This is a genomic window from Microbacterium galbum (genome assembly GCF_032464915.1).
GTDB lineage: Bacteria > Actinomycetota > Actinomycetes > Actinomycetales > Microbacteriaceae > Microbacterium > Microbacterium galbum.
Window position 1 is genome coordinate 171,995 of sequence record NZ_JAWDIS010000001.1, and the last position, 22,473, is coordinate 194,467.

22 protein-coding genes are annotated in these 22,473 nt (G+C 70.6%); all 22 read right to left on the reverse strand.

The annotated features are described in order from the left end of the window. Positions 1 to 54 precede the first annotated feature (54 nt). The 22 genes from RWH45_RS00895 to infC all read right to left on the reverse strand — a co-directional run bounded on the left by RWH45_RS00895 (position 55) and on the right by infC (position 22,371). On the reverse strand, positions 55 to 846 hold the full coding sequence (locus RWH45_RS00895) for a DUF4184 family protein (RefSeq protein WP_315993053.1): 792 nt from the start codon (positions 844 to 846) through the stop codon (positions 55 to 57). Between the two features lies 1 nt (position 847). Beyond that, positions 848 to 2,161, reverse strand: coding sequence for a tyrosine--tRNA ligase (gene tyrS, locus RWH45_RS00900; RefSeq protein ID WP_315993054.1), 1,314 nt, complete (start codon positions 2,159 to 2,161; stop codon positions 848 to 850). A gap of 162 nt (positions 2,162 to 2,323) precedes the next feature. After that, complete coding sequence (locus RWH45_RS00905; protein WP_315993055.1) at positions 2,324 to 3,232, reverse strand: DUF2510 domain-containing protein; 909 nt, start codon at positions 3,230 to 3,232, stop codon at positions 2,324 to 2,326. A 60-nt stretch (positions 3,233 to 3,292) separates the two neighbouring features. Continuing rightward, positions 3,293 to 4,000 carry a hypothetical protein gene (locus RWH45_RS00910; RefSeq protein ID WP_315993056.1) on the reverse strand — a complete coding sequence of 236 codons (708 nt, stop codon included), beginning with the start codon at positions 3,998 to 4,000 and terminating at the stop codon, positions 3,293 to 3,295. Then, the gene (locus RWH45_RS00915) at positions 3,997 to 4,644 is read right to left on the reverse strand and encodes a SatD family protein (RefSeq protein ID WP_315993057.1); all 648 of its coding nucleotides are present in this window, start codon (positions 4,642 to 4,644) and stop codon (positions 3,997 to 3,999) included. Before RWH45_RS00915 ends, RWH45_RS00910 begins: the two co-directional genes overlap by 4 nt. Before the next feature lie 51 nt (positions 4,645 to 4,695). Further along, complete coding sequence (gene argH / locus RWH45_RS00920) at positions 4,696 to 6,126, reverse strand: argininosuccinate lyase (protein WP_315993058.1); 1,431 nt, start codon at positions 6,124 to 6,126, stop codon at positions 4,696 to 4,698. Positions 6,127 to 6,185: 59 nt separating this feature from the next. After that, on the reverse strand, positions 6,186 to 7,235 hold the full coding sequence (locus tag RWH45_RS00925) for a heparan-alpha-glucosaminide N-acetyltransferase domain-containing protein (protein WP_315993059.1): 1,050 nt from the start codon (positions 7,233 to 7,235) through the stop codon (positions 6,186 to 6,188). Between the two features lie 56 nt (positions 7,236 to 7,291). Next, complete coding sequence (argF, locus tag RWH45_RS00930; RefSeq protein ID WP_315993060.1) at positions 7,292 to 8,215, reverse strand: ornithine carbamoyltransferase; 924 nt, start codon at positions 8,213 to 8,215, stop codon at positions 7,292 to 7,294. Further along, positions 8,212 to 9,363, reverse strand: a complete 1,152-nt coding sequence (locus RWH45_RS00935; RefSeq protein WP_315994573.1) for an acetylornithine transaminase — start codon at positions 9,361 to 9,363, stop codon at positions 8,212 to 8,214. Before RWH45_RS00935 ends, argF begins: the two co-directional genes overlap by 4 nt. A gap of 89 nt (positions 9,364 to 9,452) precedes the next feature. After that, positions 9,453 to 10,355, reverse strand: a complete 903-nt coding sequence (gene argB / locus RWH45_RS00940) for an acetylglutamate kinase (RefSeq protein ID WP_315993061.1) — start codon at positions 10,353 to 10,355, stop codon at positions 9,453 to 9,455. Next, a complete protein-coding gene (argJ, locus tag RWH45_RS00945; RefSeq protein WP_315993062.1) occupies positions 10,352 to 11,509 on the reverse strand; it encodes a bifunctional glutamate N-acetyltransferase/amino-acid acetyltransferase ArgJ in 1,158 nt (385 codons plus the stop codon). Before argJ ends, argB begins: the two co-directional genes overlap by 4 nt. Then, positions 11,506 to 12,555 (reverse strand): N-acetyl-gamma-glutamyl-phosphate reductase, encoded by a 1,050-nt coding sequence (argC, locus tag RWH45_RS00950; RefSeq protein WP_315993063.1) that lies wholly within the window; start codon positions 12,553 to 12,555, stop codon positions 11,506 to 11,508. The genes argJ and argC overlap by 4 nt, the downstream gene beginning before the upstream one ends. Before the next feature lie 471 nt (positions 12,556 to 13,026). Next, positions 13,027 to 15,537, reverse strand: a complete 2,511-nt coding sequence (gene pheT / locus RWH45_RS00955) for a phenylalanine--tRNA ligase subunit beta (protein ID WP_315993064.1) — start codon at positions 15,535 to 15,537, stop codon at positions 13,027 to 13,029. After that, positions 15,537 to 16,577: a phenylalanine--tRNA ligase subunit alpha gene (pheS, locus tag RWH45_RS00960; protein WP_315993065.1), complete on the reverse strand. Its 1,041-nt coding sequence runs from the start codon at positions 16,575 to 16,577 to the stop codon at positions 15,537 to 15,539. Before pheS ends, pheT begins: the two co-directional genes overlap by 1 nt. 55 nt (positions 16,578 to 16,632) lie before the next feature. Beyond that, positions 16,633 to 17,529 (reverse strand): amino acid ABC transporter permease, encoded by an 897-nt coding sequence (locus RWH45_RS00965; RefSeq protein WP_315993066.1) that lies wholly within the window; start codon positions 17,527 to 17,529, stop codon positions 16,633 to 16,635. After that, a complete protein-coding gene (locus tag RWH45_RS00970) occupies positions 17,526 to 18,182 on the reverse strand; it encodes an amino acid ABC transporter permease (RefSeq protein WP_315993067.1) in 657 nt (218 codons plus the stop codon). The genes RWH45_RS00965 and RWH45_RS00970 overlap by 4 nt, the downstream gene beginning before the upstream one ends. A gap of 71 nt (positions 18,183 to 18,253) precedes the next feature. Then, positions 18,254 to 19,153 (reverse strand): glutamate ABC transporter substrate-binding protein, encoded by a 900-nt coding sequence (locus RWH45_RS00975; protein ID WP_315993068.1) that lies wholly within the window; start codon positions 19,151 to 19,153, stop codon positions 18,254 to 18,256. A 136-nt stretch (positions 19,154 to 19,289) separates the two neighbouring features. Beyond that, positions 19,290 to 20,051 carry an amino acid ABC transporter ATP-binding protein gene (locus tag RWH45_RS00980; protein ID WP_315993069.1) on the reverse strand — a complete coding sequence of 254 codons (762 nt, stop codon included), beginning with the start codon at positions 20,049 to 20,051 and terminating at the stop codon, positions 19,290 to 19,292. A 96-nt stretch (positions 20,052 to 20,147) separates the two neighbouring features. After that, positions 20,148 to 20,945: a TrmH family RNA methyltransferase gene (locus tag RWH45_RS00985; RefSeq protein ID WP_315993070.1), complete on the reverse strand. Its 798-nt coding sequence runs from the start codon at positions 20,943 to 20,945 to the stop codon at positions 20,148 to 20,150. A 104-nt stretch (positions 20,946 to 21,049) separates the two neighbouring features. Continuing rightward, the gene (gene rplT, locus RWH45_RS00990) at positions 21,050 to 21,433 is read right to left on the reverse strand and encodes a 50S ribosomal protein L20 (RefSeq protein ID WP_013583374.1); all 384 of its coding nucleotides are present in this window, start codon (positions 21,431 to 21,433) and stop codon (positions 21,050 to 21,052) included. Positions 21,434 to 21,462: 29 nt separating this feature from the next. After that, complete coding sequence (rpmI, locus tag RWH45_RS00995; RefSeq protein WP_013583375.1) at positions 21,463 to 21,657, reverse strand: 50S ribosomal protein L35; 195 nt, start codon at positions 21,655 to 21,657, stop codon at positions 21,463 to 21,465. Positions 21,658 to 21,705: 48 nt separating this feature from the next. Further along, positions 21,706 to 22,371: a translation initiation factor IF-3 gene (gene infC, locus RWH45_RS01000; RefSeq protein ID WP_108317775.1), complete on the reverse strand. Its 666-nt coding sequence runs from the start codon at positions 22,369 to 22,371 to the stop codon at positions 21,706 to 21,708. Between the last annotated feature and the right edge of the window lie 102 nt (positions 22,372 to 22,473).

The following is a 22,473-nucleotide window of genomic DNA, read 5'->3' on the forward strand; positions in this document are numbered from 1 at the left end:
GCCCGGTGACTCCGACGAGCTGAGCCGCCTCCTCACCGAGGGCTCCGGGCGCCCCTACCCCGCGCGGACAGCCACCCGCGCGCGACGCGCCTGCACGAACAGCGCCAGAGCCGCCGTCAGCGCGGCCCACGCGGCGGCGACCTTCGTCAGCACACCGTAGATGAGGTGGGTGGTGGTGTACTCCTCGCCGAACCCGCCGTTGGCCCCCAGCGCCACGAGGGATGCCACGACCAGCAGAACCGGGAGCGAGAGCCACCACGCCCAGCGGGCGGCATCCGGAAGCACCCTCCGTACGGGCTGGGGCGCATGCCGTGACAGCCACACCAGCGCGAAGATCCCCAGCACGGCCAGCCCGAACACCCCCGACCCGTACTGCAGCCACTTCGTCACCGAGAAGGGGCCCCAGCGCTCCGCGAGGGCGGGGAGCAGTTCCTCCCCCGTGCGCCCCTCGTGGGTGAAGAGGTCCCAGGCGATGTGCGAGGCGACGCCGAGCGCGAGCGAGAGGACGAGCCACAGGATGCCGAGGGCTCCCCCGCCGACGCTCTCGCGCACCCCCGCGCGGGCATCCGTGTCCCACTGCGCCGGCAACCGCTCGGCCACCGGCCGCGGCAGCAGCTCGCGCGTCGCGGGGCGCAGCGCGCACCGCCACACGAGCAGCAGGACGAAGGCGACGACGACCGTCACCGGCAGCCATGCGAAGTCGTGGGTGAGGCCGTAGTCGGGCCACATCCCGCGCACGAACAGCGGCAGGTCGGGGGTCATCGCCCCGATCGCGATCGCCGCCGGGACCAGCCGCGTGCGCACGAACGGAAGTGCGACGACGGCGTGGCTCGGCGTGAACGGCATGTCAGCTGAGGAAGAGTCCCGCGAGGGTCTTCTTGCCGCGCCGCAGCACCGACACCCCGCCCGGGAGCGTCCCTTCCACGACCGCGTCGTCGCTCGCGACCTTCGCGCCGTCGAGCGAGACACCCCCTTGTGCGATCGCGCGCCGCGCGTCGCTCAGGCTCGACGACAGGCCCGTGGCCGTGAGCGCCTCCACGACGCTCGAGCCGGCGGCGACGGTCGCGTGCGGCAGCTCCTGCAGCGCCGTGCGGAGCACCGTGGCATCCAGTCCGGTCAGGTCTCCCTGGCCGAAGAGGGCCTCGGTCGCGGCGATCACGCTGTCGGTCGTGTCGGCGCCGTGCACCGTCGTGACGACCTCGCGCGCGAGACGCTTCTGCGCGGCGCGACGGAAGGGCTCGTCCTCGACCAGACGGGCGTACTCGTCGATCTCGGCACGCGAGAGGAAGGTGAACACCTTGAGCCGCTCGATCACGTCGCGATCGTCGGTGTTGAGCCAGAACTGGTACATCACCCACGGGCTGCACATCTCGGCATCCAGCCAGATGGCGTTGCCCTCGCTCTTGCCGAACTTCGTGCCGTCACTGTTGGTGATGAGCGGCGTGCCGATGGCGTGCACGGAGACGCCCTCGACCTTGCGCACGAGATCGGTGCCGCTGGTGAGGTTGCCCCACTGGTCGCTGCCACCGGTCTGCAGCACGCAGCCGTACTGCCGGTGCAGCTCGAGGTAATCCATGCCCTGGAGGATCTGGTAGCTGAACTCGGTGTAGCTGATGCCCGCCTCGGAGTTCAGGCGCGCGCTCACGGCATCCTTCTTCAGCATCGTGCCGACGCGGAAGTGCTTGCCGATCTCGCGCAGGAAATCGATCGCGCTGAGGGGGGCGGTCCAGTCGAGGTTGTTGACGATGCGAGCGGCGTTGTCGCCCTCGAAACTCAAGAATCGCTCGACCTGGGCGCGCAGGATCGCCACCCACTCGGCGACGGTCTCGCGCGTGTTGAGCGTGCGCTCGGCCGTGGGCCGCGGGTCGCCGACGAGACCGGTGGAGCCGCCCACGAGTCCGAGCGGGCGGTGTCCGGCCAGTTGCAGGCGACGCATGAGCAGCAGCTGCACGAGGTTTCCGAGGTGCAGGCTCGGTGCGGTCGGGTCGAACCCGCAGTAGTAGACGATCGGGTCCCCCGACAGCAGTTCGCGCAGCTCGTCCTGGTCGGTGGAGACGTGGACCAGGCCGCGCCACAGCAACTCATCCCAGACGTTGTCGAACGTCGGATCGTTGGCGGGTGCGAGGGCGCTCACGGGCGCCGCATCGGTGGAGGCAGACACCGGTTCAGGCTACCAGCGGGCTCGCCGGGCGCCGGATGGCGGGGTCCGGTTCCACCGACGGACACGCACGCCGGGGGCGCGGATGGCTGTCGACGGCGTCCTCGGGCCGAGGGCGCCGGCGCGCGGGCGGGGCGCCGCGATACGCGCGACACCCGGGAGCGCTCAGCCCTGAAGCGGAGACGTCGCGACGGACGGCGGCTCGCTCGGCAGCAGGAGCAGGCGCGTCTGCGCGCGGGTCATCGCCAGGATGACGCCCACCAGAGCGGCGAAGACGACCCCGCCCCCGGCGAGCATCCACCCCCGGACGATCGCGGTGATGTCGCTTCCGCCCGCGGCGAGCACCAGCGTCACGATCCCCGCGATCACGGCCGCGACCGCGAGGACGGCGACGAGGATGGCGACGATCACGAGCGTCTGCAGGGCCGCTTCCGCGTGGAACGTCGGACGGATGCCCCACCGGGTCAGCGTGTACGCGGTCCACCGCGTCCCCGTCCACCACCGGCTCATCGTGCGGGAGATCGGATACCACCCCGCTCCGGGGCCCTCCACCGCCCCGGGCAGCGGCCGCACGGCATCCGGGTCGAGGGGGTCACCCTGAGGTGCGGGGGTGCGCCGCACCGCCGTGGTCTGCGCGGCCATCGCGAGGAACAGCGCACCGAGCAGCAGCGTCGTCACCGCGGAGAACGGCCAGCTGCCGGCCGTCGCGGCGAACGTCCCCTGCAGCAACGCGAGCGAGAGGAAGACCGCTCCCATCGTCCACGCGACAGCGGGCGATTCGGTGACGGCCCAGTCGACACCGACCCGGCCTCTCCGGATGCGCGAGCCGGACCAGACTCTCCCGTCCCACCAGCGCACGAGCTCCGAACGGGTCGCGTACCACCCGGGCCGCGGCGCGTCCGCCTCGCCGGCGGAGGAGTGCGGATGCCGATCCTCGGCCACCATGGACGGCCGCGCCTCCTCGGGAGCCCGGCCCTCGGGAACGGGGGCCTCGTGCGCCGTCCACTGCGCCCCGTCCCACCAGCGCAGCTTCCCCGGCGTCCCGGCGTCGTACCATCCCGGTTCAGCGGTCATCGCGTCCCCCCTCGCATCGCTCGACCCTAACCGCACGCCGTCGCCTGCGCGAGCGGTTGCTCACCCGGCGTTCACACCCCACCAGACGAGGAAGGCCGCGGCGAGCGAGGTCACCCAGCTGACGAGGCTGCCGATCAGGAAGTACTCGGCGCGGTCGCCGTCGTCTCGATCGCGCGAGATCTCGGGGAAGCGCACGATGCCCTTCGCGGCCAGCACGGCCGCCAGCAGCGTGTAGGCGCCCGCGAGGGTGAGCACGAACACGAGGATGCGTTCGAGGGGGCCGATGAGACGTCCGCCCTTGAGGGTGGGAGGGGACTGCTCGTCGCCTGCCGCTCCGCCCATCTCGGAGCGCAGCGCGATGCGCACGACGGCGTTACCCGACTCGAGCAGGAAGACGAGGCAGCCCACCACGAGCAGCACCACGTCGATCGAGACCGCCTCACCGGGGCGGTAGGCGGACCAGGCCGCGCCGATGAGACCCGGGCGCGCGCGGCCGGGAGCGATCACGACGCACGCGGCGGCCGCCAGCCCCAGCAGCGCGACCGGCCAGAGACCCGCGCGCGCGGCGCCCGTCTCAGGCAGCACCCGCGTCCAGATGGCCGCGACGGCGACGGCGAGGACACCGGCGACCACGGCGTCGAGCCCGGCCGAGACGACGACGAGCAGCACCGCGGCCACGGAGAAGACGATCCAGCGACGGGAGTGGATCATCCGCCGCAGCAGGTCGACCCCGCCCACGGCGAGCAGCAGGAGCCCGGCGGCGATCATGCGCGCGCCCCCGCGACCAGCACGTCGTACCCCTCGACGATGGCGGCCGACCCCGCTGAGGCGAGCGCCTGCGACACCGCCGACTGGCTGATCCCCTCCTGCTCGGCGAGCTCGCGCTGCGATCGTCCGAGACAGCGGCCGTAGGTGAGGCGGCGGGCGCGCTCGCTCATGGCCGAGACGGACTGGTCGCGACTCAGGGCGTACGCGGTGGCCAGAGCGATGGTCTCGGTCATGGCGGCATCCTCTCCCTCCGCCGGCTCGATCCACGTGCGCGCGAGCGGCGCGGCGCGCTGCTGCAGCCGCTCGACCTGCTCGATCGCGGCGCGGGCCGCCCACCAGGCCGGCCCCTCGGGAACCTCCCGGCCCTGCAGGGCGATGGGTCGCACCTCGCCGACCCCGACCCCGAATCGGCAGTCGACGCCCTCGGGAAGGGCGAGACGCAGCAACAGGAGCGATGCGAGGGCCGCCGACAGCGAGGGGTACTCCCCCTGCAGTTCGTCTCCGACCACCGCGGCGAGAGGTGCCGTTGCGACCGGGAGCACCTTCTCGACCCCGGCGACGGCGTCGGCGATCGCGCGCTGCGCTCCCGCGCGGTCGGCCAGTCGTCGCGAGGCGACGATGTCCGCGATGACGGCAACGCTCATGCGATAAGCCTAACGCTTATAAACCGCTTTTGATAAGCGAAAAGCTGATATTCACGACACGAGAGAGCGCGCGGCGGACTGGGCGCGCGTGACGAGCTCTTCGCGCTGCTCGCCCACGCGCACCGGTGAGGTGCCGCCGACGCCGGTGCGGCTGGCCACCGACCCGTCGATGGTCAGGACCTCGCGGACGGCCGGGGTCAGGGCCGGAGACACCGAGGCCAACAGCTCGTCGTCGGCGTCTTCCAGGCCGATCTCGCGCTCCTCGCACGCACGGACGAGGGCGCCGGAGATCTCGTGGGCGTCGCGGAACGCCACGCCCTGGCGCACGAGCCACTCGGCCACATCGGTCGCGAGGGAGAACCCCTGCGGGGCGAGCTCGGCCATCCGGTCGGCGTGGAAGCGCAACGTCGCGATCATGCCCGAGAACGCCGGGAGCACGAGCTCGAGGGTGCGCACCGAGTCGAAGACGGGCTCTTTGTCTTCCTGCAGGTCGCGGTTGTAGGCCAGCGGAAGACCCTTGAGGGTCGCGAGCAGGCCCGACAGGTTGCCGATCAGACGCCCCGCCTTGCCGCGCGCGAGCTCGGCGATGTCGGGGTTCTTCTTCTGCGGCATGATGCTCGAACCGGTCGAATACGCGTCGTCGAGTGTGACGAAGCCGAACTCCCGCGTATTCCACAGGATGACGTCTTCGGACAGACGCGACAGGTCGACGCCGATCATCGCGGTGATGAAGGCGAACTCGGCCACGACGTCGCGCGACGCGGTGCCGTCGAGGGAGTTCTCCGACGGGCGGGCCAGGCCCAGATGGTCGGCGACGAGCTGCGGGTCGAGCCCCAGAGTGGCCCCGGCGAGCGCCCCTCCGCCGTACGGCGAGACCGACGCGCGCACCGACCAGTCGCGCAGCCGCTCGATGCCGCGGACGAAGGCCCAGCCGTAGGCCTGCAGGTGGTGGGCGAGCAGGACGGGCTGCGCGTGCTGCAGGTGCGTGCGCCCGGGCATGATCGCGGAGCCGTTGGCCTCGGCCTGAGCGACGAGGGCGTCGATGAGACGGAGCAGTTCGCGGGTCAGGGTGCGGGAGTGGTCGAGCAGGTAGAGCCGGACGAGGGTCGCGATCTGATCGTTGCGGCTGCGACCGGCCCGCAGCTTGCCGCCCAGGGCGGGTCCGACCGTGTCGATCAGCACCCGCTCGAGCGCCCCGTGCACGTCTTCATCACCGGGCGATGCGACGAGGGAGCCGTCTTTCACGCGGGCGGCGAGATCGTCGAGGCCGTCGTGCATGGCCCGTGCCTCGTCGGCGTCGAGGTAGCCGGCCGCCTCGAGCGCCGCCGTGTGGGCGTGCGAACCCTGGATGTCGTAGAGGGCGAGATCCCAGTCGAAATGGGTGGAGCGGCTCAGCGCCGCCAGTTCGGGAGACGGTCCGCCCGAGAAACGGGCACCCCACAGGGCCCCCTCGTTCGTCGCCTGACCGGTCTCGCTGCTCATCCCCCCAGCCTATCGAGGGCGACCGACATCCCCCGAGCCGGGGGACGGCGCCCGCCCGTTCAGCGCAGCTGCGCCGCCGGTCTCACGACGTCCCCGCCGACGACCGCACGCACCGCCCTGTCGATGAGCGCCTCGAGCGGTCCCCGCCCGATCACGAGCACCCAGACCGTGCAGAGCACCACGAGACCCGCCACGAGCGGAGCGAACAGTCCCGCCTCCCGGATGCCGTACAGATCCGACGTGTCGCCCAGCAACGCCAGGGCCACGATCGCCCACACCACCAGCTGCAGCACGTAGGCGGTGAGCGGCATCGACCCCACGGCGCGCAGAGGCACCGCCACCCAGCGCAGCGGGGTGCGGCACAGCAGCAGACACGCGCCGATGACGGCGATCGCGAACCCGCCCGACCCGATGACCTCCCACAACCCCGCCGAGTGGTCCTCGGCGGTCAGGACGACCGCGAGATAGGCGTTCCCCCGCACCGCGGGAGCCGTGAGCAGCGCCGCTCCGTACCCGGCGAGCGCGAGCGACCCGCCCACGGTGACGAGCAGGCCCTGCGGCGCGGGCGCCCGCAGGTCGAGGCGGCCCAGTCCCATCCCGGCCAGGAGAAACGCGATCCAGGTCGTGAACGGGTAGTTCCACCCGATCAACGCCGCCAGCTCGTCGCCGCCGGGCCCCGACCAGATGGGCGCGGCATCCAGGACGGGCTGGACCCACGGCATGACGAGGGCGAAGACCGCGGCCGCCGTGAGCAGACCTCGCGCGCGCAGGCCGAGGAACGGCAGCGCGAGCACGAAGAGCACCGCGTACGCGGGCAGGATGACGTACACGGGTACGCCGGTCATCACCAGCAGCACCCCGATGACCCAGAGCATCGCCCCGCGCATCGCCAGGCGTGCCGCCGCGCGGGGACGCCGCTCGGCCGGCAGCGGACGCGTGCCCCCCGTGACGAGCGCGATCGACAGCCCCGCGAGCACGGCGAAGAGGATCGACGACCGGCCGTTGACCAGCGTGATCCACGACTCCGGGTCGGGGGTCAGCACGCGCTCGGTGTCGAGGAGGTGCGCCGCGAGCATGCCCAGCACGGCGAGCCCGCGCGCCAGATCCACGCCGCTCAGCCGGCTCGGCCCGTCGAAACGGGACCAGAGCCGGCCGAGTCGCGACGTCAGCCCTGGCGCAGAAGCCACACCAGCAGCGCCTTCTGGGCGTGGAGACGGTTCTCGGCCTCGTCCCACACGACGCTCTGCGGGCCGTCGATGACCTCGGCGTCGACTTCGTACCCGCGGTCGGCGGGCAGGCAGTGGATGAAGATCGCGTCGTCGGCCGCGCTCGTCATGAGCTCGCTCGTGACCTTGAAGCCGCCGAGGTCGCGGATGCGCGCGATCTTCTCCTCCTCCTTGCCCATCGACACCCACGTGTCGGTGACGACGACGTCGGCTCCGGATGCCGCGACCTCGGGGTCGGCCACCAGTGTCACCGACCCGCCGGTCTCGGCGGCGATGCGCTCGGCATCCGCGATCACATCGGCGCGGGGGGCGTAGTCGTCGGGAGCGGCGACGCGCACGTGCATGCCCGCGGTGACGCCGGCGAGCACGTAGGAGTGGGCCATGTTGCTGCGCCCGTCGCCGAAGAACGACAGCGTCAGCCCCTTCAGCTCGCCCTTGTGCTCGCGGATGGTGAGGAGGTCGGCGAGCAGCTGGCACGGGTGGAAGTCGTCGCTGAGGGCGTTCACCACGGGCACGCGGGTGCCGCGGGCCATCTCCTCGAGGCCCGCCTGCGCGTAGGTGCGCCACACGATCGCGGCCACCTGACGCTCGAGCACGCGAGCGGTGTCGGAGGGGGTCTCCTTGCCGCCGAGCTGGCTGTTGGCCGTCGAGATGATCAGCGGTGACCCGCCCAGATCCGCGATGCCGACGGCGAACGAGACGCGCGTGCGGGTCGAGGACTTGTCGAAGATGACCGCGACGGTCTGGGGTCCTTCGAGCGGCTTCTGGGCCCAGCGGTCCTTCTTCAGCTCGATCGCGAGGTCGAGGATCTCGGCCTGCTCGGCCGGGGTGAGGTCGTCGTCGCGCAGCAGGTGGCGGGTCATGCGGGTACTCCTACGATGAGGGCGTCGTTCACGGTGGCGAGCGCGGCGCCGAAGAGGTCGAGGAACTCGGCGACCTCGGCATCCCCGATCGTCAGCGGCGGCGCGATGCGGATCGTGTCGTCGTTCGCGGCGTTCACGACGAGACCGTGCTGCTGGGCGGCGGCCACGACGGCCTTGGCGACGGGGCTGGTGAGGCCGATGCCGAGGAGCAGGCCCTTTCCGCGCACACCCGCGACGAGCGGCGAGCCGAGCGCGGCGATGCCCTCGCGCAGCTGCGTCTCGCGCCGGGCGGCGTTGTCGAGGAGCCCGGCCGACTCGATCTCGTTCAGCACGGCGCCGCCGACGGCGGTGCCCAGGGCGTTGCCGCCGAAGGTGGAGCCGTGCGTGCCGGGGAAGAACAGCTCGCTCGCGGCCCCGAAGGTGATGAGCGCCCCGATGGGGAAGCCGCCGCCGATGCCCTTCGCCACGGTGATGGCATCGGGGACGATACCGGCGTGCTGGAAGCCGAACCACGCGCCGGTGCGGCCGGCGCCGGTCTGGATCTCGTCGACGATGAGCAGGGCGCCGTGGCGCTGGGTGAGTTCGCGCGCCGCCCGGAGGTAGCCCTCCGGCAGCTCGACGACGCCCGCCTCGCCCTGGATGGGCTCGACGAGGAGCGCCGCGACGCGATCGTCCATGGCGGCCTCGAGAGCCTCGATGGTGGCGTCGATGTGCTCGACCCCGGGCACCATGGGCAGGAAGTCGGCCTGCAGAGCGGGCTTGCCGGTCAGTGCCAGCGCGCCCATCGTCCGCCCGTGGAAGCCGCCCTTGAGCGTGAGGATGCGCGTGCGGTCGGCGCCGCGGCCGTGCAGACGAGCCAGCTTGAGCGCGGCCTCGTTGGCCTCGGCACCGGAGTTGCCGAAGTAGACGCGGCCCGACTCCCCCGTGCCGGCGAGGCGCTTGAGCCGTGCGGCCATGGCCAGCTGCGGCGGCGTGGCGAAGTAGTTCGAGACGTGAGCGAGGGTCGAGGCCTGCGCGGTGATCGCCTCGACGAACACCGGGTGGGCGTGGCCCAGGGCGTTGACGGCGATGCCGGCGAGGAAATCGAGGTACTTCTTCCCGTCGCCGTCCCACACGTACGCGCCCTCGCCGCGCACGAACAGCGCCATGCGGTCGCCGAAGCTGCGCACGAGGTCGCGTCCGGCGTCGTCCTGCCAGGCGGCGCGGGGCGTCGCGGGTTCCTGAGTCGTGTCCGCGTTCACGCGACCACCTCCGTTCCGATTCCTTTGTTGGTGAACAGCTCGACGAGCACCGAGTGCGGCACACGTCCGTCGATGATGGCCGCCGTGGGAACTCCCCCGTCGACGGCGTCCAGGCACGCCTGCATCTTGGGGATCATGCCCGACTCGAGCTTCGGCACCATCGCACGCAACTCCGTCGAGGTCAGGTGCGACACCAGCGAGTCGCGGTTGGGCCAATCGGCGTACAGGCCCGGCACATCGGTCAGCACGACGAGCTTCTTCGCGTTCAGCGCGATGGCCAGGGCCGCCGCCGCGGCATCCGCGTTGACGTTCAGCGACGCACCGGGGTGGTCGAGGTCGGGGGCGATGCTCGAGACGATCGGCACGCGACCGGCGGCGAGGTGGTCGAGCACCGGCTGAGGGTCGACGGTGACGACGTCGCCCACGCGCCCGAGATCGTGCTCGACGCCGTCGACGACGACACCGCGTCGACGACCGCCGAACAGGCCCGCGTCCTCGCCGCTCAGGCCGGTGGCCAGCGGCCCGTGCGCGTTGACCTTGGCCACGAGCTGCGGGTTGATCTGACCGGTGAGCACCATGCGCACGACCCCGATGGCCTCGGTCGAGGTCACCCGATACCCGCCGCGGAACTCGCTGGGGATGTCGAGACGGTCGAGCATCGACGAGATCTGCGGACCGCCGCCGTGCACGACGACGGGCTTCACGCCGACGTAGCGCAGGTACGCGATGTCGGCGGCGAAGGCGTCCTGAAGCTCGTCGCTGACCATGGCGTTGCCGCCGTACTTCACCACCACGACCTGATCGCGGTACTTGCGCACCCACGGCAGCGACTCGACGAGCGTGACGGCCCGTTCGCTGGCGGCGGCGGGATCGGTGTCTTGAAGATCGACGTGGGTCATGAGGAGTAGGCGCTGTTCTCGTGGACGTAATCGTGCGTGAGGTCGTTGGTGCGGATCGTGGCCGAGGCCTCGCCGACGCGGAGGTCGACGACGAGGTCGGTGGCGCGCGGCGTGAGGTCGACGTCCTCGCGAGGGCGATCGGGGCCGCCCGCCGTGCACACGCGCACGCCGTTCATCCACACGTCGACGTCGTACGGGTCGAAGGCGGCGTCGGTCGTGCCGATCGCGGCGAGGACGCGGCCCCAGTTGGGGTCGTTGCCGAAGATGGCGGCCTTGAAGAGATTGTTGCGGGCGATGGAGCGGCCCACTTCGACCGCGTCCTCTTCACTGGCCGCGTTCGTCACGCGGATCGTGATGTCGTGGCTCGCGCCCTCGGCGTCGCCCTGCAGCTGCGCGGCGAGGTCATCGCAGACGGCGGCGAGGGCTGCGGCGAACTCCTCGGCATCCACCCGCATGCCACTGGCCCCGCTCGCCAGGAGCGTCACTTGGTCGTTGGTCGACATGCAGCCGTCGGAGTCGAGTCGGTCGAAGCTGACACGCGTCGCCGCACGGAGCGCCGCGTCGGCGCCGGCCGCGTCGAGCACGACGTCGGTGGTCAGCACGACGAGCATCGTCGCGAGCCCCGGCGCGAGCATCCCGGCGCCCTTGGCCATGCCGCCGATGCTCCACCCCTGCCCCCGGTGCGCGGCGCGCTTCGGCTTCGAGTCGGTGGTCATGATGGCGAGCGAAGCGTCTTCTCCCCCGTCGGTCGAGAGCGCGGCGACGCCCTTCTCGACGCCGTCGAGGACCTTGGACCGGAAGACCTCGTCGCCCGTGCCGATCAGCCCCGTCGAGCACACGACGACATCGCCCGCGCTCGCACCGAGCAGCTCCGCCGCGCGCTCCGCGGTCTGGTGCGTGGTCTGGAATCCGAAGGATCCCGTGAAGCAATTCGCTCCGCCGGAGTTGAGCACGACGGCCTCGATCACCCCGTCCTTCACGACCTGCTCCGACCACAGGATGGGGTTGGCCTTGGCGCGGTTCGAGGTGAACACCGCCGCACCCACCTTGAGCGGTCCGCGGTTGACGACGACGGCCACGTCGCGCGCACCGGACGACTTCAGACCGACGGCGACGCCGGCGGCTTCGAAACCAGCGGGGATCGTCACACTCACGGGGCGACTCCGTTCACGGGAAGGGCGGTGGTCTCAGCGAGGCCCAGCGCGATGTTGAGGGACTGCACGGCGGCTCCCGCCGTGCCCTTGACGAGATTGTCGACCGCGGCGACGACGGTCACGCGATTGGCCGCGCGATCGATCGCCAGGCCCATCGACGCGATGTTGGCGCCGAGCACGTCGGCCGTGCGCGGGAAGACGCCCGCGGGGAGCAGCTCGACGAAGGTCTCGTCGGCGTAGGCGTTCTCCCATGCGTCGCGGATCTCGGCATCCGTCGCGCCATCGACGATCGGTGCCGAAGAGGTGGCCAGGATGCCGCGCGCCATCGGCACGAGGACCGGCGTGAACGACAGTCGGATGCCGTCGCGCGGCGCCCCCGCGGCGGCCAGAGCCTGGCGGATCTCGGGGATGTGGCGATGTGTACCGCCGACGGCATATGGGTTCGCGGTGCCGAGGATCTCGCTGGCGAGGAGGTTCGTCTTGGCGGACTTGCCGGCTCCACTCGGGCCCACGGCGAGGACCGAGACGATGTCGCCCGGGTCGATGACCCCCGCTGCGACACCCGGCGCGAGGGAGAGGGCGACGGTGGACGCGTTGCACCCGGGCGCGGCGATCCGGGTGGCACCGCGGAGGTGCTCGCGCTGCTTCGCGCCGCCGACGACGAGCTCGGGGACGCCGTACGCCCACGGCTCGGGGTGCTCTCCGCCGTAGAACGCGGCCCAATCGTCCGCCGATGTCAGACGGTGGTCGGCACCCGCGTCGATGACGAGCGGGGTGCCGGTGAGGGCGTCGGTGTACTGCGCCGACTGCCCGTGGGGCAGGGCGAGCACGACGATGTCGTGACCTGCGAGCACCTCGGGCGTGGTCGGCTGCAGCTCGAGGTGCGCGAGGGAGCGCAAGTGCGGTTGATGGGCGACGAGCCGCTGGCCGGCGCTGGAATGCGCGGTGACCGTGCGGATCTCGACGTCGGGATGGTCGGCGAGGAGGCGGAGGATCTCGCCACCCGCGTAGCCGGAAGCGCCGGAGACGGCGACCGAGAGGGTCATGTATCCACCTTACGAGTCGGGGCTGATGCTGCACGCAGCGTGAAGCGGGGCGGCGACGCCCGTATGCCCGACCGATGGCGGGTTACGAGGTCGCCGAGAATCGGCGCGCGACCCGACGTCGACGCTCGTCACCGGTGCTCACGAAGAGCTCCTCGGTGCGCGCGGTGGTCGACGACATAGTGGCGAGGGTATCCGCCACGGGGCGGACGGGGCAAATCGGGGCCCCACCGCTTCTTTCGCAGGACCCGCCGTCGAACGTTCGAACGCCCTCGTCGTTGTCCCCCAAATGGGGGACAGAAAAAGGGTATGCTGTCACCCTGCCCTCATCGCCGGGCACTTCCGACTGCCCCCTTACCGGCGATGAGGGCAGTTCTCCGCCTGCTCGGCATCCGACCACGGACCGTCCACGCCCCCCGAACGCACGGGAGCGCCGCGCGGCGTGAGCCGGGCGGCGCTCCAGGAGCGGCGTCGTCAGTCGCGGATCGCCGCGCCGAATCGTTCGGCGGCCACCGCGACGCCCGCGAGCTTGGCATCGGTCGCCTCCGCCGCCGTCAGCGTGCGGTCGGCGGCGCGGAAGCGCAGCGCGAACGTGAGGCTCTTCGTGCCCTGGGCGAGCCCCGGGCCGCGGTAGTCGTCGACGAGGCGGGCGCCCTCGAGGAGTGGCGCTCCTCCCTCGACGAGCGCGGCGCGCACCTCCCCCGCAGCGACGTCCGAGGCCACGGTCAGCGACACGTCCTGGGTCGCGGCCGGGAATGCCGACAGGGATGCCGCGACCACGCGCGACTGCGCGAGCTCGAGCATCGCGTCGAGGTCGAGCTCGGCCACCAGCACGCGTCCGGGCAGATCGGCCTCGGCCGACACGGTCGGCAGCAACTCGCCGACGTAGCCGATGTCCTGGCCCGCGGCGAGCACGCGGGCGGTGCGCCCGGGGTGCAGAGCCGCGCGCTGGGCCTGCACGAGCTCGATGTCGAGCCCCGCGGCCGCGGCGAGCACGCGCACCGCGTCGACGGCATCCGCGAGATCGGCGGCCAGAGCGGGCTGCCCGGGCTGCTTGGCGACGGAGTGTCCGGCCAGCAGGATCGCGACGTGTCGGCGCTGCGGCGGGATCGACGCGTCGAGCGCGGCGAGGGTGGCGGCGTCGGGCCGCACGGCCAGCGGCGGAACCGAGGGCGTGCCGTACTGCACCCCGGGCTTCGGAAGGAACACCGTCCCCGTCTCGAAGAGCGCGAGGTCGACGATGCCGCGCGAGACGTTGCGGTGCGCCACCTGCAACAGCGCCGGGATCAGCGAGCGGCGCAGGAACGGCGCGAGACCGTCGAGCGGGTTCGCGAGCTTGACGCTGGGCAGCGGGTCGCCGGAGGGCGAGCCGTGAAGGGCGTTCTGCTCCTCGGTGGTGAAGGGGAACGACGGCGTCTCGACGAAACCGGCCGCGGCCAGGGCGTTCGCCACGCGACGACGCCCCTGCTGGGCGGAGGTCAGACCGCGGCCCGACGGCGGCGTGGGGAGCACCGAGGGGATGCGGTCGTAGCCCTCGATGCGGGCGACCTCCTCGGCGAGCGTCCACTTGTCGGTCAGATCGGGGCGCCACGACGGAGGCGTCACCGCCCATCCGCCGTCGTGCTCGTCGACGCTGCATCCGATCAGCCGGAGAGCCGAGACGGTCTCGTCGTCGGTGTAGTCCACGCCGATCAGACCCGAGACGAAGCCGGCGGGCAGGGTGAGGGACTCGCGGCGGTGCGACGACGACAGCGATCCACCGAGCTCGGTGTCGAGCGTGCCGCCGGCGAGCTCCACCATCAGCGAGGCGACGCGCTCGGCCGCCACGTACGGCACCAGCGGGTCGACGCCGCGCTCGAAGCGGCGCGAGGCCTCCGACGGCAGCTTGTGGCGCCGCGCGGTCCGCGCGATCGTGACCTGGTCGAAGGTCGCGGCCTCGATCAGGACGTTGCGCGTCGCATCGCTCATCTCGGTCGGCCCGCCGCCCATGACGCCCGCGAGACCGATCGGTCCCGACTCGTCGGTGATGAGCAGGTCTTCCGCGCTGAGGGTGCGCACCTGACCGTCGAGGGTCTCGAGCTTCTCGCCCTCCTCGGCGCGGCGGACCGTGATGCCGCCCTGCAGGCGGTCGAGGTCGTAGCCGTGGATCGGCTGGCCGAGCTCGAGCATGACGTAGTTGGTGATGTCGATCAGCACACCGAGCGAACGGACGCCGGCCAGCGACAGCCGCGTGATCATCCACGGCGGCGTCGGGCGCGAGGGGTCGACGTCGCGCACGATGCGCGCGACGAATTCGCTCGCCCCGGCGCGTCCACGGATGGGCGCGCGGTCGTCGACGGCGATCGGGAAGCCCGACGGCGTGCGCGAGACGGCCTCGTCGTGCCCCGTCCCGGGGTCGCGGAACGCCGCGCCCGTCGCGTGCGAGTACTCGCGCGCCACGCCGCGCAGCGACAGGGCGTAGCCGCGGTCGGGGGTGACGTTGATCTCGACGGCGACGTCGTCGAGACCCAGCAGCGCGATGGCGTCCGTCCCCACCGGCGCATCGATCCCGAGGTCGACCAGACGCAGGATGCCGCTGTGCTCGCTGCCGAGCCCGAGCTCCTTGGCCGAGGCGATCATGCCGTCGGACACGTGCCCGTACGTCTTCCGCGCCGCGATCGTGAACGGCCCCGGCAGCACGGAGCCGGGAAGTGTCACCACGACCTTGTCGCCGGGGAAGAAGTTGCCCGCCCCGCACACGATGCCGCGGACTCCCCCGTGGGCCTCGCCCACGTCGACCTGGCACCAGCGGATGGTCTTGCCGTTGGACTGCGGCTCGGGGGTGAACTCCTGCACCTGTCCGACGACGATGGGACCGCCGAGCTCGAAGCGGTGCACGTCTTCTTCTTCGAAGCCGACCGAGACGAGCGCCGCCAGGACGTCGTCGGGCGTGGCCTCGGCGGGCACGTCGACGTACTCGCGCAACCATGAGAGAGGGACGCGCATCAGACCACCATTCCGAACTGCTCACTGAAGCGCACATCGCCCTCGGCCATGTCGCGCATGTCCTGCACGTCGCTGCGGAACATGAGCGTGCGCTCGATGCCCATGCCGAAGGCGAAGCCCGAGTACTCCTCGGGGTCGATGCCGGCCGCCCGCAGGACGTTGGGGTTCACCATTCCGCAACCGCCCCACTCGATCCATCGCGCCCCGCCCTTGAAGGTGGGATGCCACAGATCGAGCTCTGCGCTCGGCTCGGTGAACGGGAAGAAGTTGGCGCGGAAGCGCGTCTTGGCCTCGGGCCCGAACAGCACGCGCGCGGCGTGGTCGAGGGTGCCCTTGAGGTGAGCCATGGTGATGCCCTTGTCGACCACGAGCCCCTCGAACTGTGTGAACACCGGCAGGTGCGTCGCGTCGAACTCGTCGGTGCGGTACACCCGGCCCGGGCACAGCACGTAGATGGGCAGGTCGCGCTCCAGCATCGAACGCACCTGGACGGGGCTCGTGTGCGTGCGCAGCACCAGGTGACGGGCGACCGGATCCACGAAGAACGTGTCCTGCATCTGGCGCGCGGGGTGGTCGACGTCGAAGTTCAAGGCATCGAAGTTGAACCACTCGTGCTCGAGCTCCGGCCCCTCTGCGATCTCCCATCCCATGCCGACGAAGATGTCGGACACCTGCTCCTGCAGGAGGGAGATGGGATGCCGCGCACCGACGCGGGCGCGCTGCGGCAGCGCCGTGACGTCGATGCGCTCGGCCTCGAGCTGCGCAGCCGTCTCGGCGGCGGCGAGTTCGGCCTCGCGAGCGGCGAGCGCCTGATTGACCTGGCCGCGCGCCTGGCCGACGAGCTTGCCGACCGCGGCCTTCTGCTCGGGGGCAACGTGGCGCATCTGGGCGTTCAGGCGCGCGAGGGAGGACTGCTCCCCGGTGTGCGCGGAGCGGGCGGCTTTCAACTCGGCCGTGGTCGCGGCCGCGGCGATGGCCGCGAGAGCGGCTTCGACGGCGGAGGCGACGGCCTCGGGGGTGATCTCGGGTGCGTCGGACACGAGATGAGAGTCTACCGACGGGCGGGGACACTCCCCCGCCCGTCGGTGCGATGACTCAGATCGTTGACCCGCCGCGCTGGGCGACGATCAGCGAGGTGTCGGTCGCTCCCTGCTGCAGGGGCTGCACGGGCGCGGCGACGTCGCCGCGCGACGAGCGACGGAGCCGCTTCTCGACGAGGGTCGCCACGAACGACAGCAGAAGGCAGAGCGCGATGTAGATCGCGCCGACCACGATCGTCGCCGGGACGATCGGCGAACCGACGACGGGCTGCGCGCCGATGTACTTCGCGTAGAACAGCAGCTCGGGGTAGGTGATGACGAAGCCGAGGGCGGTGTCCTTCAGGGTCACCACGAGCTGCGCGATGATGACGGGCATCATGGCGCGGATCGCCTGGGGCAGCAGCACGAGGCGCATCACGCCGGCCTTGCGCAGACCGATCGCGTATCCCGCCTCCGACTGCCCCTTCGGCAGCGACTCGACGCCGGCGCGGATGACCTCCGCGAGGACCGATCCGTTGTAGCAGACGAGGGCGATGACCACCGCCCAGTACGGCTCCATGCGGATCCCGATGACGGGGAACCCGTAGTAGAGCAGGAACATGAAGACGAGCACCGGAATCGCGCGGAAGACCTCGATCACGGCGGTGAAGGGCCAGCGCACCCACGCGTGATCGGAGAGACGCCCAATCGCGAGGACGAAACCGAGCACGAGAGCACCGACGGCGGCGGCGGCGAAGGCGGCGAGCGTGGCCAGCGTGGCATCCAGGATGCTCGCCCACACGTTCGTGTAGGTGAACGCCGACCATTTCTTGGCCGTGAACTGGCCCGTGTCGGCGAGTCGCCACACGAAGAAGCCCACGATGGCGAGCACGACCAGGATCGTGAGCACGCCCAGGATGCGATTGCGCAGGACGGCCTTGGGGCCGGGGACGTCGTACAGGACGCTGCTCATCGGGCGACCCTCCATCGGTTCTCGAGCGTTCGTTGCACCCATGACAGCAGGAGCACGAGCGCGACGAACACGATCATGATCCACAGGATCACGACGAACGCGTTCTCTCCCCGCTCGCTGAGGTAGTTGCGGACCGATCCCAAGTTCACGATGGAGAAGCCCGCGGCGACGGTGGTGTTCTTCAGCAGGGCGATGAAGACGCTCACCATTGGGGGGATGACCGAGCGGAACGCCTGGGGCAGCACGACCAGTGACATGACCTGCCCGAAGGTCAGGCCCAGGGCGCGCGCGGCCTCGGCTTGACCGACCGGGACCGTGTTCACACCCGATCGGATCGCTTCGGCGACGTAGGTGGCGGTGTAGATGCCCAGGGCGCAGATGCCCAGCACCAGCGACACCTCACCGGTCAGGCGGAGTCCGAGAAGAGGGGGCAGAGCGAACACGAAGGCGAAGAACACCAGCGTGAGGGGGGTGTTGCGGATGGCACTGACGTAGAACGTCCCGACTCCGCGCGCGATCGGCACGGGCGACACGCGCATCGCGCCGACGATGATCCCGAGGACGAGCGCGAGCGCGCCGCCGGCGAAGAACAGCACGAGCGTGCCGACGAGCGCTTGGCTCCAGATGTCGAGGTTGTCGGTGATGACACCCATGCAGGGTCCTTATCTCGAAGGAGGGAATCGGGGGCGGGCGGGCGCGGACAGCCGCACCGCCCCCGATCGGATCACTCGTCGGCGGTGGGCTGCTCGCCCTTGATGCCGGCCGGCGCGAGGTTCTTCTCGAACAGCGCGGTCCAGACGTCGCCGCCGTCGTTGAACAGGGTGTTGATGTGGTCCTTCAGCACCGTGTCGCCCTTGGGGAGGCCGACGCCGTAGCGCTCCTCGCTGAAGGTGTCACCGGCGATCTTGAAGGTCTCGGGCTCCTGGGCCACGTAGCCGGCGAGGATCGCCTGGTCGGTGGTGACCGCGTCGACCGAGCCCGCGCGCAGCTGCTCGAGGCACTGCGTGTAGGTGTCGTACTCGACCGTGTCGCCCGGGTTGTACTCGTCGCGGATGCGCTGCAGCGGCGTCGAACCGGTCACCGAGCAGACGATCTTGCCGGCCAGGTCGTCCGGTCCGGTGATGTCCTCGTTGTCGGCTGCGACGAGCAGGCCCTGACCCGTGATGAGGTACGGACCCGCGAAGTCGATCTGCGCCTTGCGCTTGTCGGTGATCGAGTAGGTGCCGACGTAGTAGTCGATGTTGCCGTTGACCAGCTCCTGCTCGCGGTTCGCGGAGGGGATGGTCTTGTACTCGATCTTGTCGGCGTCGAAGCCGAGCGAAGCCGCGATCCACTGGGCGATCTCGACGTCGAAACCGCCCCGGTCGCCGCTGATCGGGTCCTTGAACCCGAGACCGGGCTGGTCCTCCTTGACGCCGACGACGACCTTGTCGGCCGAGACCATGCGGTCGTAGGTGGGGCTGCCGTCGAGCGAGACGTCGGACGCGACCTCCCACAGCTGGGTGGTGTCGGCGCCGTCGCCCTCGGCGGGGGCGGCGCCCGGGGCGCCGCTGTTGCAGGCGGTCAGTGCCAGCAGGCCGGCGGCGACGATGCTCGCGCCGGCCAGAAAACGTGTCTTACGCATGTGATGTCTCCTTGGTAACGAATGTGTGCTGTGCGAATAAGGGTCAACGGGGACGGCGCGCGTCATCGGAACGAGGTGGAGCGAGGCTCGAATCTCGGCCAGAACCTCCTCGTCCTCTGCCGTCCGGGGTCACGCGTCAGTGCGTGATGAGCTTCGAGAGGAAGTCCTTCGCCCGGTCGGACTCCGGCTGCGTGAAGAACTGCTCGGGGGCCGCCTGCTCGACGATCTGCCCGTCGGCCATGAAGACCACGCGGTTCGCGGCCTTGCGGGCGAAGCCCATCTCGTGGGTGACGACGATCATCGTCATCCCGTCCTTGGCGAGGCCGACCATGACGTCGAGCACCTCGTTGATCATCTCGGGGTCGAGCGCCGAGGTGGGCTCGTCGAACAGCATGACCTTGGGCTTCATCGCCAGGGCACGGGCGATCGCGACGCGCTGCTGCTGACCTCCCGAGAGCTGGGCGGGGAGCTTGTCGGCCTGGTGGCCGACGCCCACGCGCTCCAGGAGCGCCCGCGCCTCCTTCTCGGCATCCGCCTTCTTCATCTTGCGGACCTTGAGGGGACCGAGCATGACGTTCTCGAGGATCGTCAGGTGGGCGAACAGGTTGAACGACTGGAAGACCATGCCGACATCGGCACGCAGCTCGGCCAGGCCCTTCCCCTCTTTGGGAAGTTCCTTGCCGTCGATGGTGATCGAGCCGCTCGTGATGGTCTCGAGACGGTTGATGGTGCGGCACAGCGTCGACTTGCCCGACCCGGACGGGCCGATCACGACGACCACCTCGCCGCGGTCGACGGTGAGGTCGATGTCCTTCAGCGCCTGGAACTGGCCGTAGTGCTTCTGCACATCGGAGACGACGACGAGGGGCGCAGAGCCCGCCGGGGGAACGGATGCCATGCCTTCACCCTATGAGGATGTTGTGCGTCGGACCACATTCCGGCGCGCGCCTTAACCGTTCTGTAACAGCCGGGAGCGCAGCGATCTCTGCCGCACTCAGACGGCCCGCTGGGCGAACGCGGTCTCGTAGAGGCAGACGCTCGCGGCGGTCGCGAGGTTCAGCGACTCCGCACGACCGTAGATCGGCAGGCGGAGGGCGAGGTCGGCGTGAGCCAGGGCATCGTCGTCGAGTCCGCGTGCCTCGTTGCCGAACAACCAGGCCGTGGGCTCGGCCAGGCGATCGCGGGATGCCAGGAAGTCGTCGCCGTCGACGTCGGCCGCGACGACGCGCAGCCCCGCCTCGTGCATCCGGGCGACGACGTCGGGGAGCTCGAGGTCGACGGCCACGGCGACGTGGAACAAGGATCCGGTGGTCGAGCGGACGACCTTCGGGTTGTACGGATCGACGGTGCGACCGGTCAGGATCACGGCGTCGGCCCCGGCGGCATCCGCGGCGCGGATGATCGTGCCGAGGTTGCCGGGATCGCGCACCTCTTCGCAGATCGCGACGAGACGGGGGCCGGCTGCGAGCACGTCCTTCAACGCCGTCGGCGACTGCCGGGCGACCGCGATGATCCCCTGCGGCGTCACGGTGTCGGCCATGGCGTCCAGCACCGCTTCGGTCGTGTACTGCACCTCGACGTCGGCGCGCTCCGCGGCCTCGCGCACGTCGGTGTGCTTCTCCATCGCCGTCGGCGTCGCGTAGAGCTCCAGAACGGTCTCGGGCGCGTAGGCGAGCGCCTCTCTGGCAGCCTGCGGACCCTCGAGAAGGAACAGGCCGGTCTCCTGGCGGGCAGCGCGTTTGCTGAGCTTGGCCACGGCGCGCACCCGCGGCGAACGGGGGTTCTCCAGCACGTGACCAGTGTATGGCGCTGATGGCATGGGGCCCGGGATGCCGCGCGCGGACGACGAAACGGGCGCCCTCCGAGGAGGACGCCCGTTTCGGGAGAAGATGCGACTTACGCGGTCTTCGGAGCGTTGACGTCGCTGGGCAGCGCAGCCTTGGCGGTCTGCACGAGCGAGGCGAACACGGCGGGCTCGTTCACCGCGAGCTCGGCGAGCATGCGGCGGTCGACCTGCACACCCGCGAGGCCGAGGCCCTGGATGAAGCGGTTGTAGGTGAGGCCGTTCTGACGGGATGCGGCGTTGATGCGCTGGATCCACAGACGGCGGAAGTCGCCCTTGCGCTTGCGGCGGTCGCGGTACGCGTAGACCAGGGAGTGGGTGACCTGCTCCTTGGCCTTGCGGTACAGGCGCGAACGCTGTCCGCGGTAACCGGAGGCGCGCTCGAGGATGACGCGACGCTTCTTGTGGGCGTTTACTGCCCGCTTGACTCTAGCCATTTCTGTTTCTTCCTAACGTGCGTCGGCGCTCAGAGACCGAGGAGCTTCTTGGCGACCTTCGAGTCACCCTTGGCCAGGACCTGCTCCTGGTTGAGGCGGCGGGTGCGCTTCGAGGCCTTGCCTTCGAGGTTGTGGCGCATACCGGCCTGCTGCTTCATGAGCTTGCCGCTACCGGTGAGCTTGAAGCGCTTCTTGGCACCCGAGTGGGTCTTCTGCTTCGGCATCTGTCTTCCTTCGTTGGTGTTCCCGGCGGAGCGGGAGTCTGGGGAGCTTTACTCGGCGGGGGCCGAGGTCGGCGTTTCTTCCGGGGCCGAATCGCCGCGGGCCGCGCTGCGCGCCGCCTCGCGGTTCGCCGCGCGCTGCGCGTTCTGCTCGGTCTTGACCTCGGACTTGTTCTTGTGAGGAGCGACCACCATCACCATGTTGCGGCCGTCGATCGTGGGGTTCGATTCGACCGTGCCGAACTCGGCGACGTCTTCGGCGAACTTGCGGAGCAGGCGCACACCCTGCTCGGGACGCGACTGCTCACGACCACGGAACAGGATCATGGCCTTCACCTTGTCGCCCGCCTGCAGGAACCCCTCGGCGCGCTTGAGCTTGGTGATGTAGTCGTGGGCTTCGATCTTCAGACGGAAACGAACCTCTTTGAGGACCGTGTTCGCCTGGTTACGACGCGTTTCCTTGGCCTTCTGAGCGGCCTCGTACTTGAACTTGCCGTAATCCATGATCTTGACCACGGGCGGCTTCGAGCTCGGCGCAACCTCGACCAGGTCGAGGTCCGCTTCCTGGGCCAGGCGCAGCGCAGCTTCGATTCGGACGATGCCGACCTGCTCGCCGTTGGGTCCGACGAGACGGACCTCCGGGACTCGGATGCGCTCGTTGGTGCGGGGATCGCTGATGCGGAACTCCTCTTGTGTGCGGGTGGTGGCCGCCGCGATCCGATCGAATCGCGGGCGAAGAGGAGTACACACGCCACCCGGCACGGTGCTGTCAGCACCGGCTTCTGCACCCTGGCGACCCCGTGCGAAACGGAGCGGAGT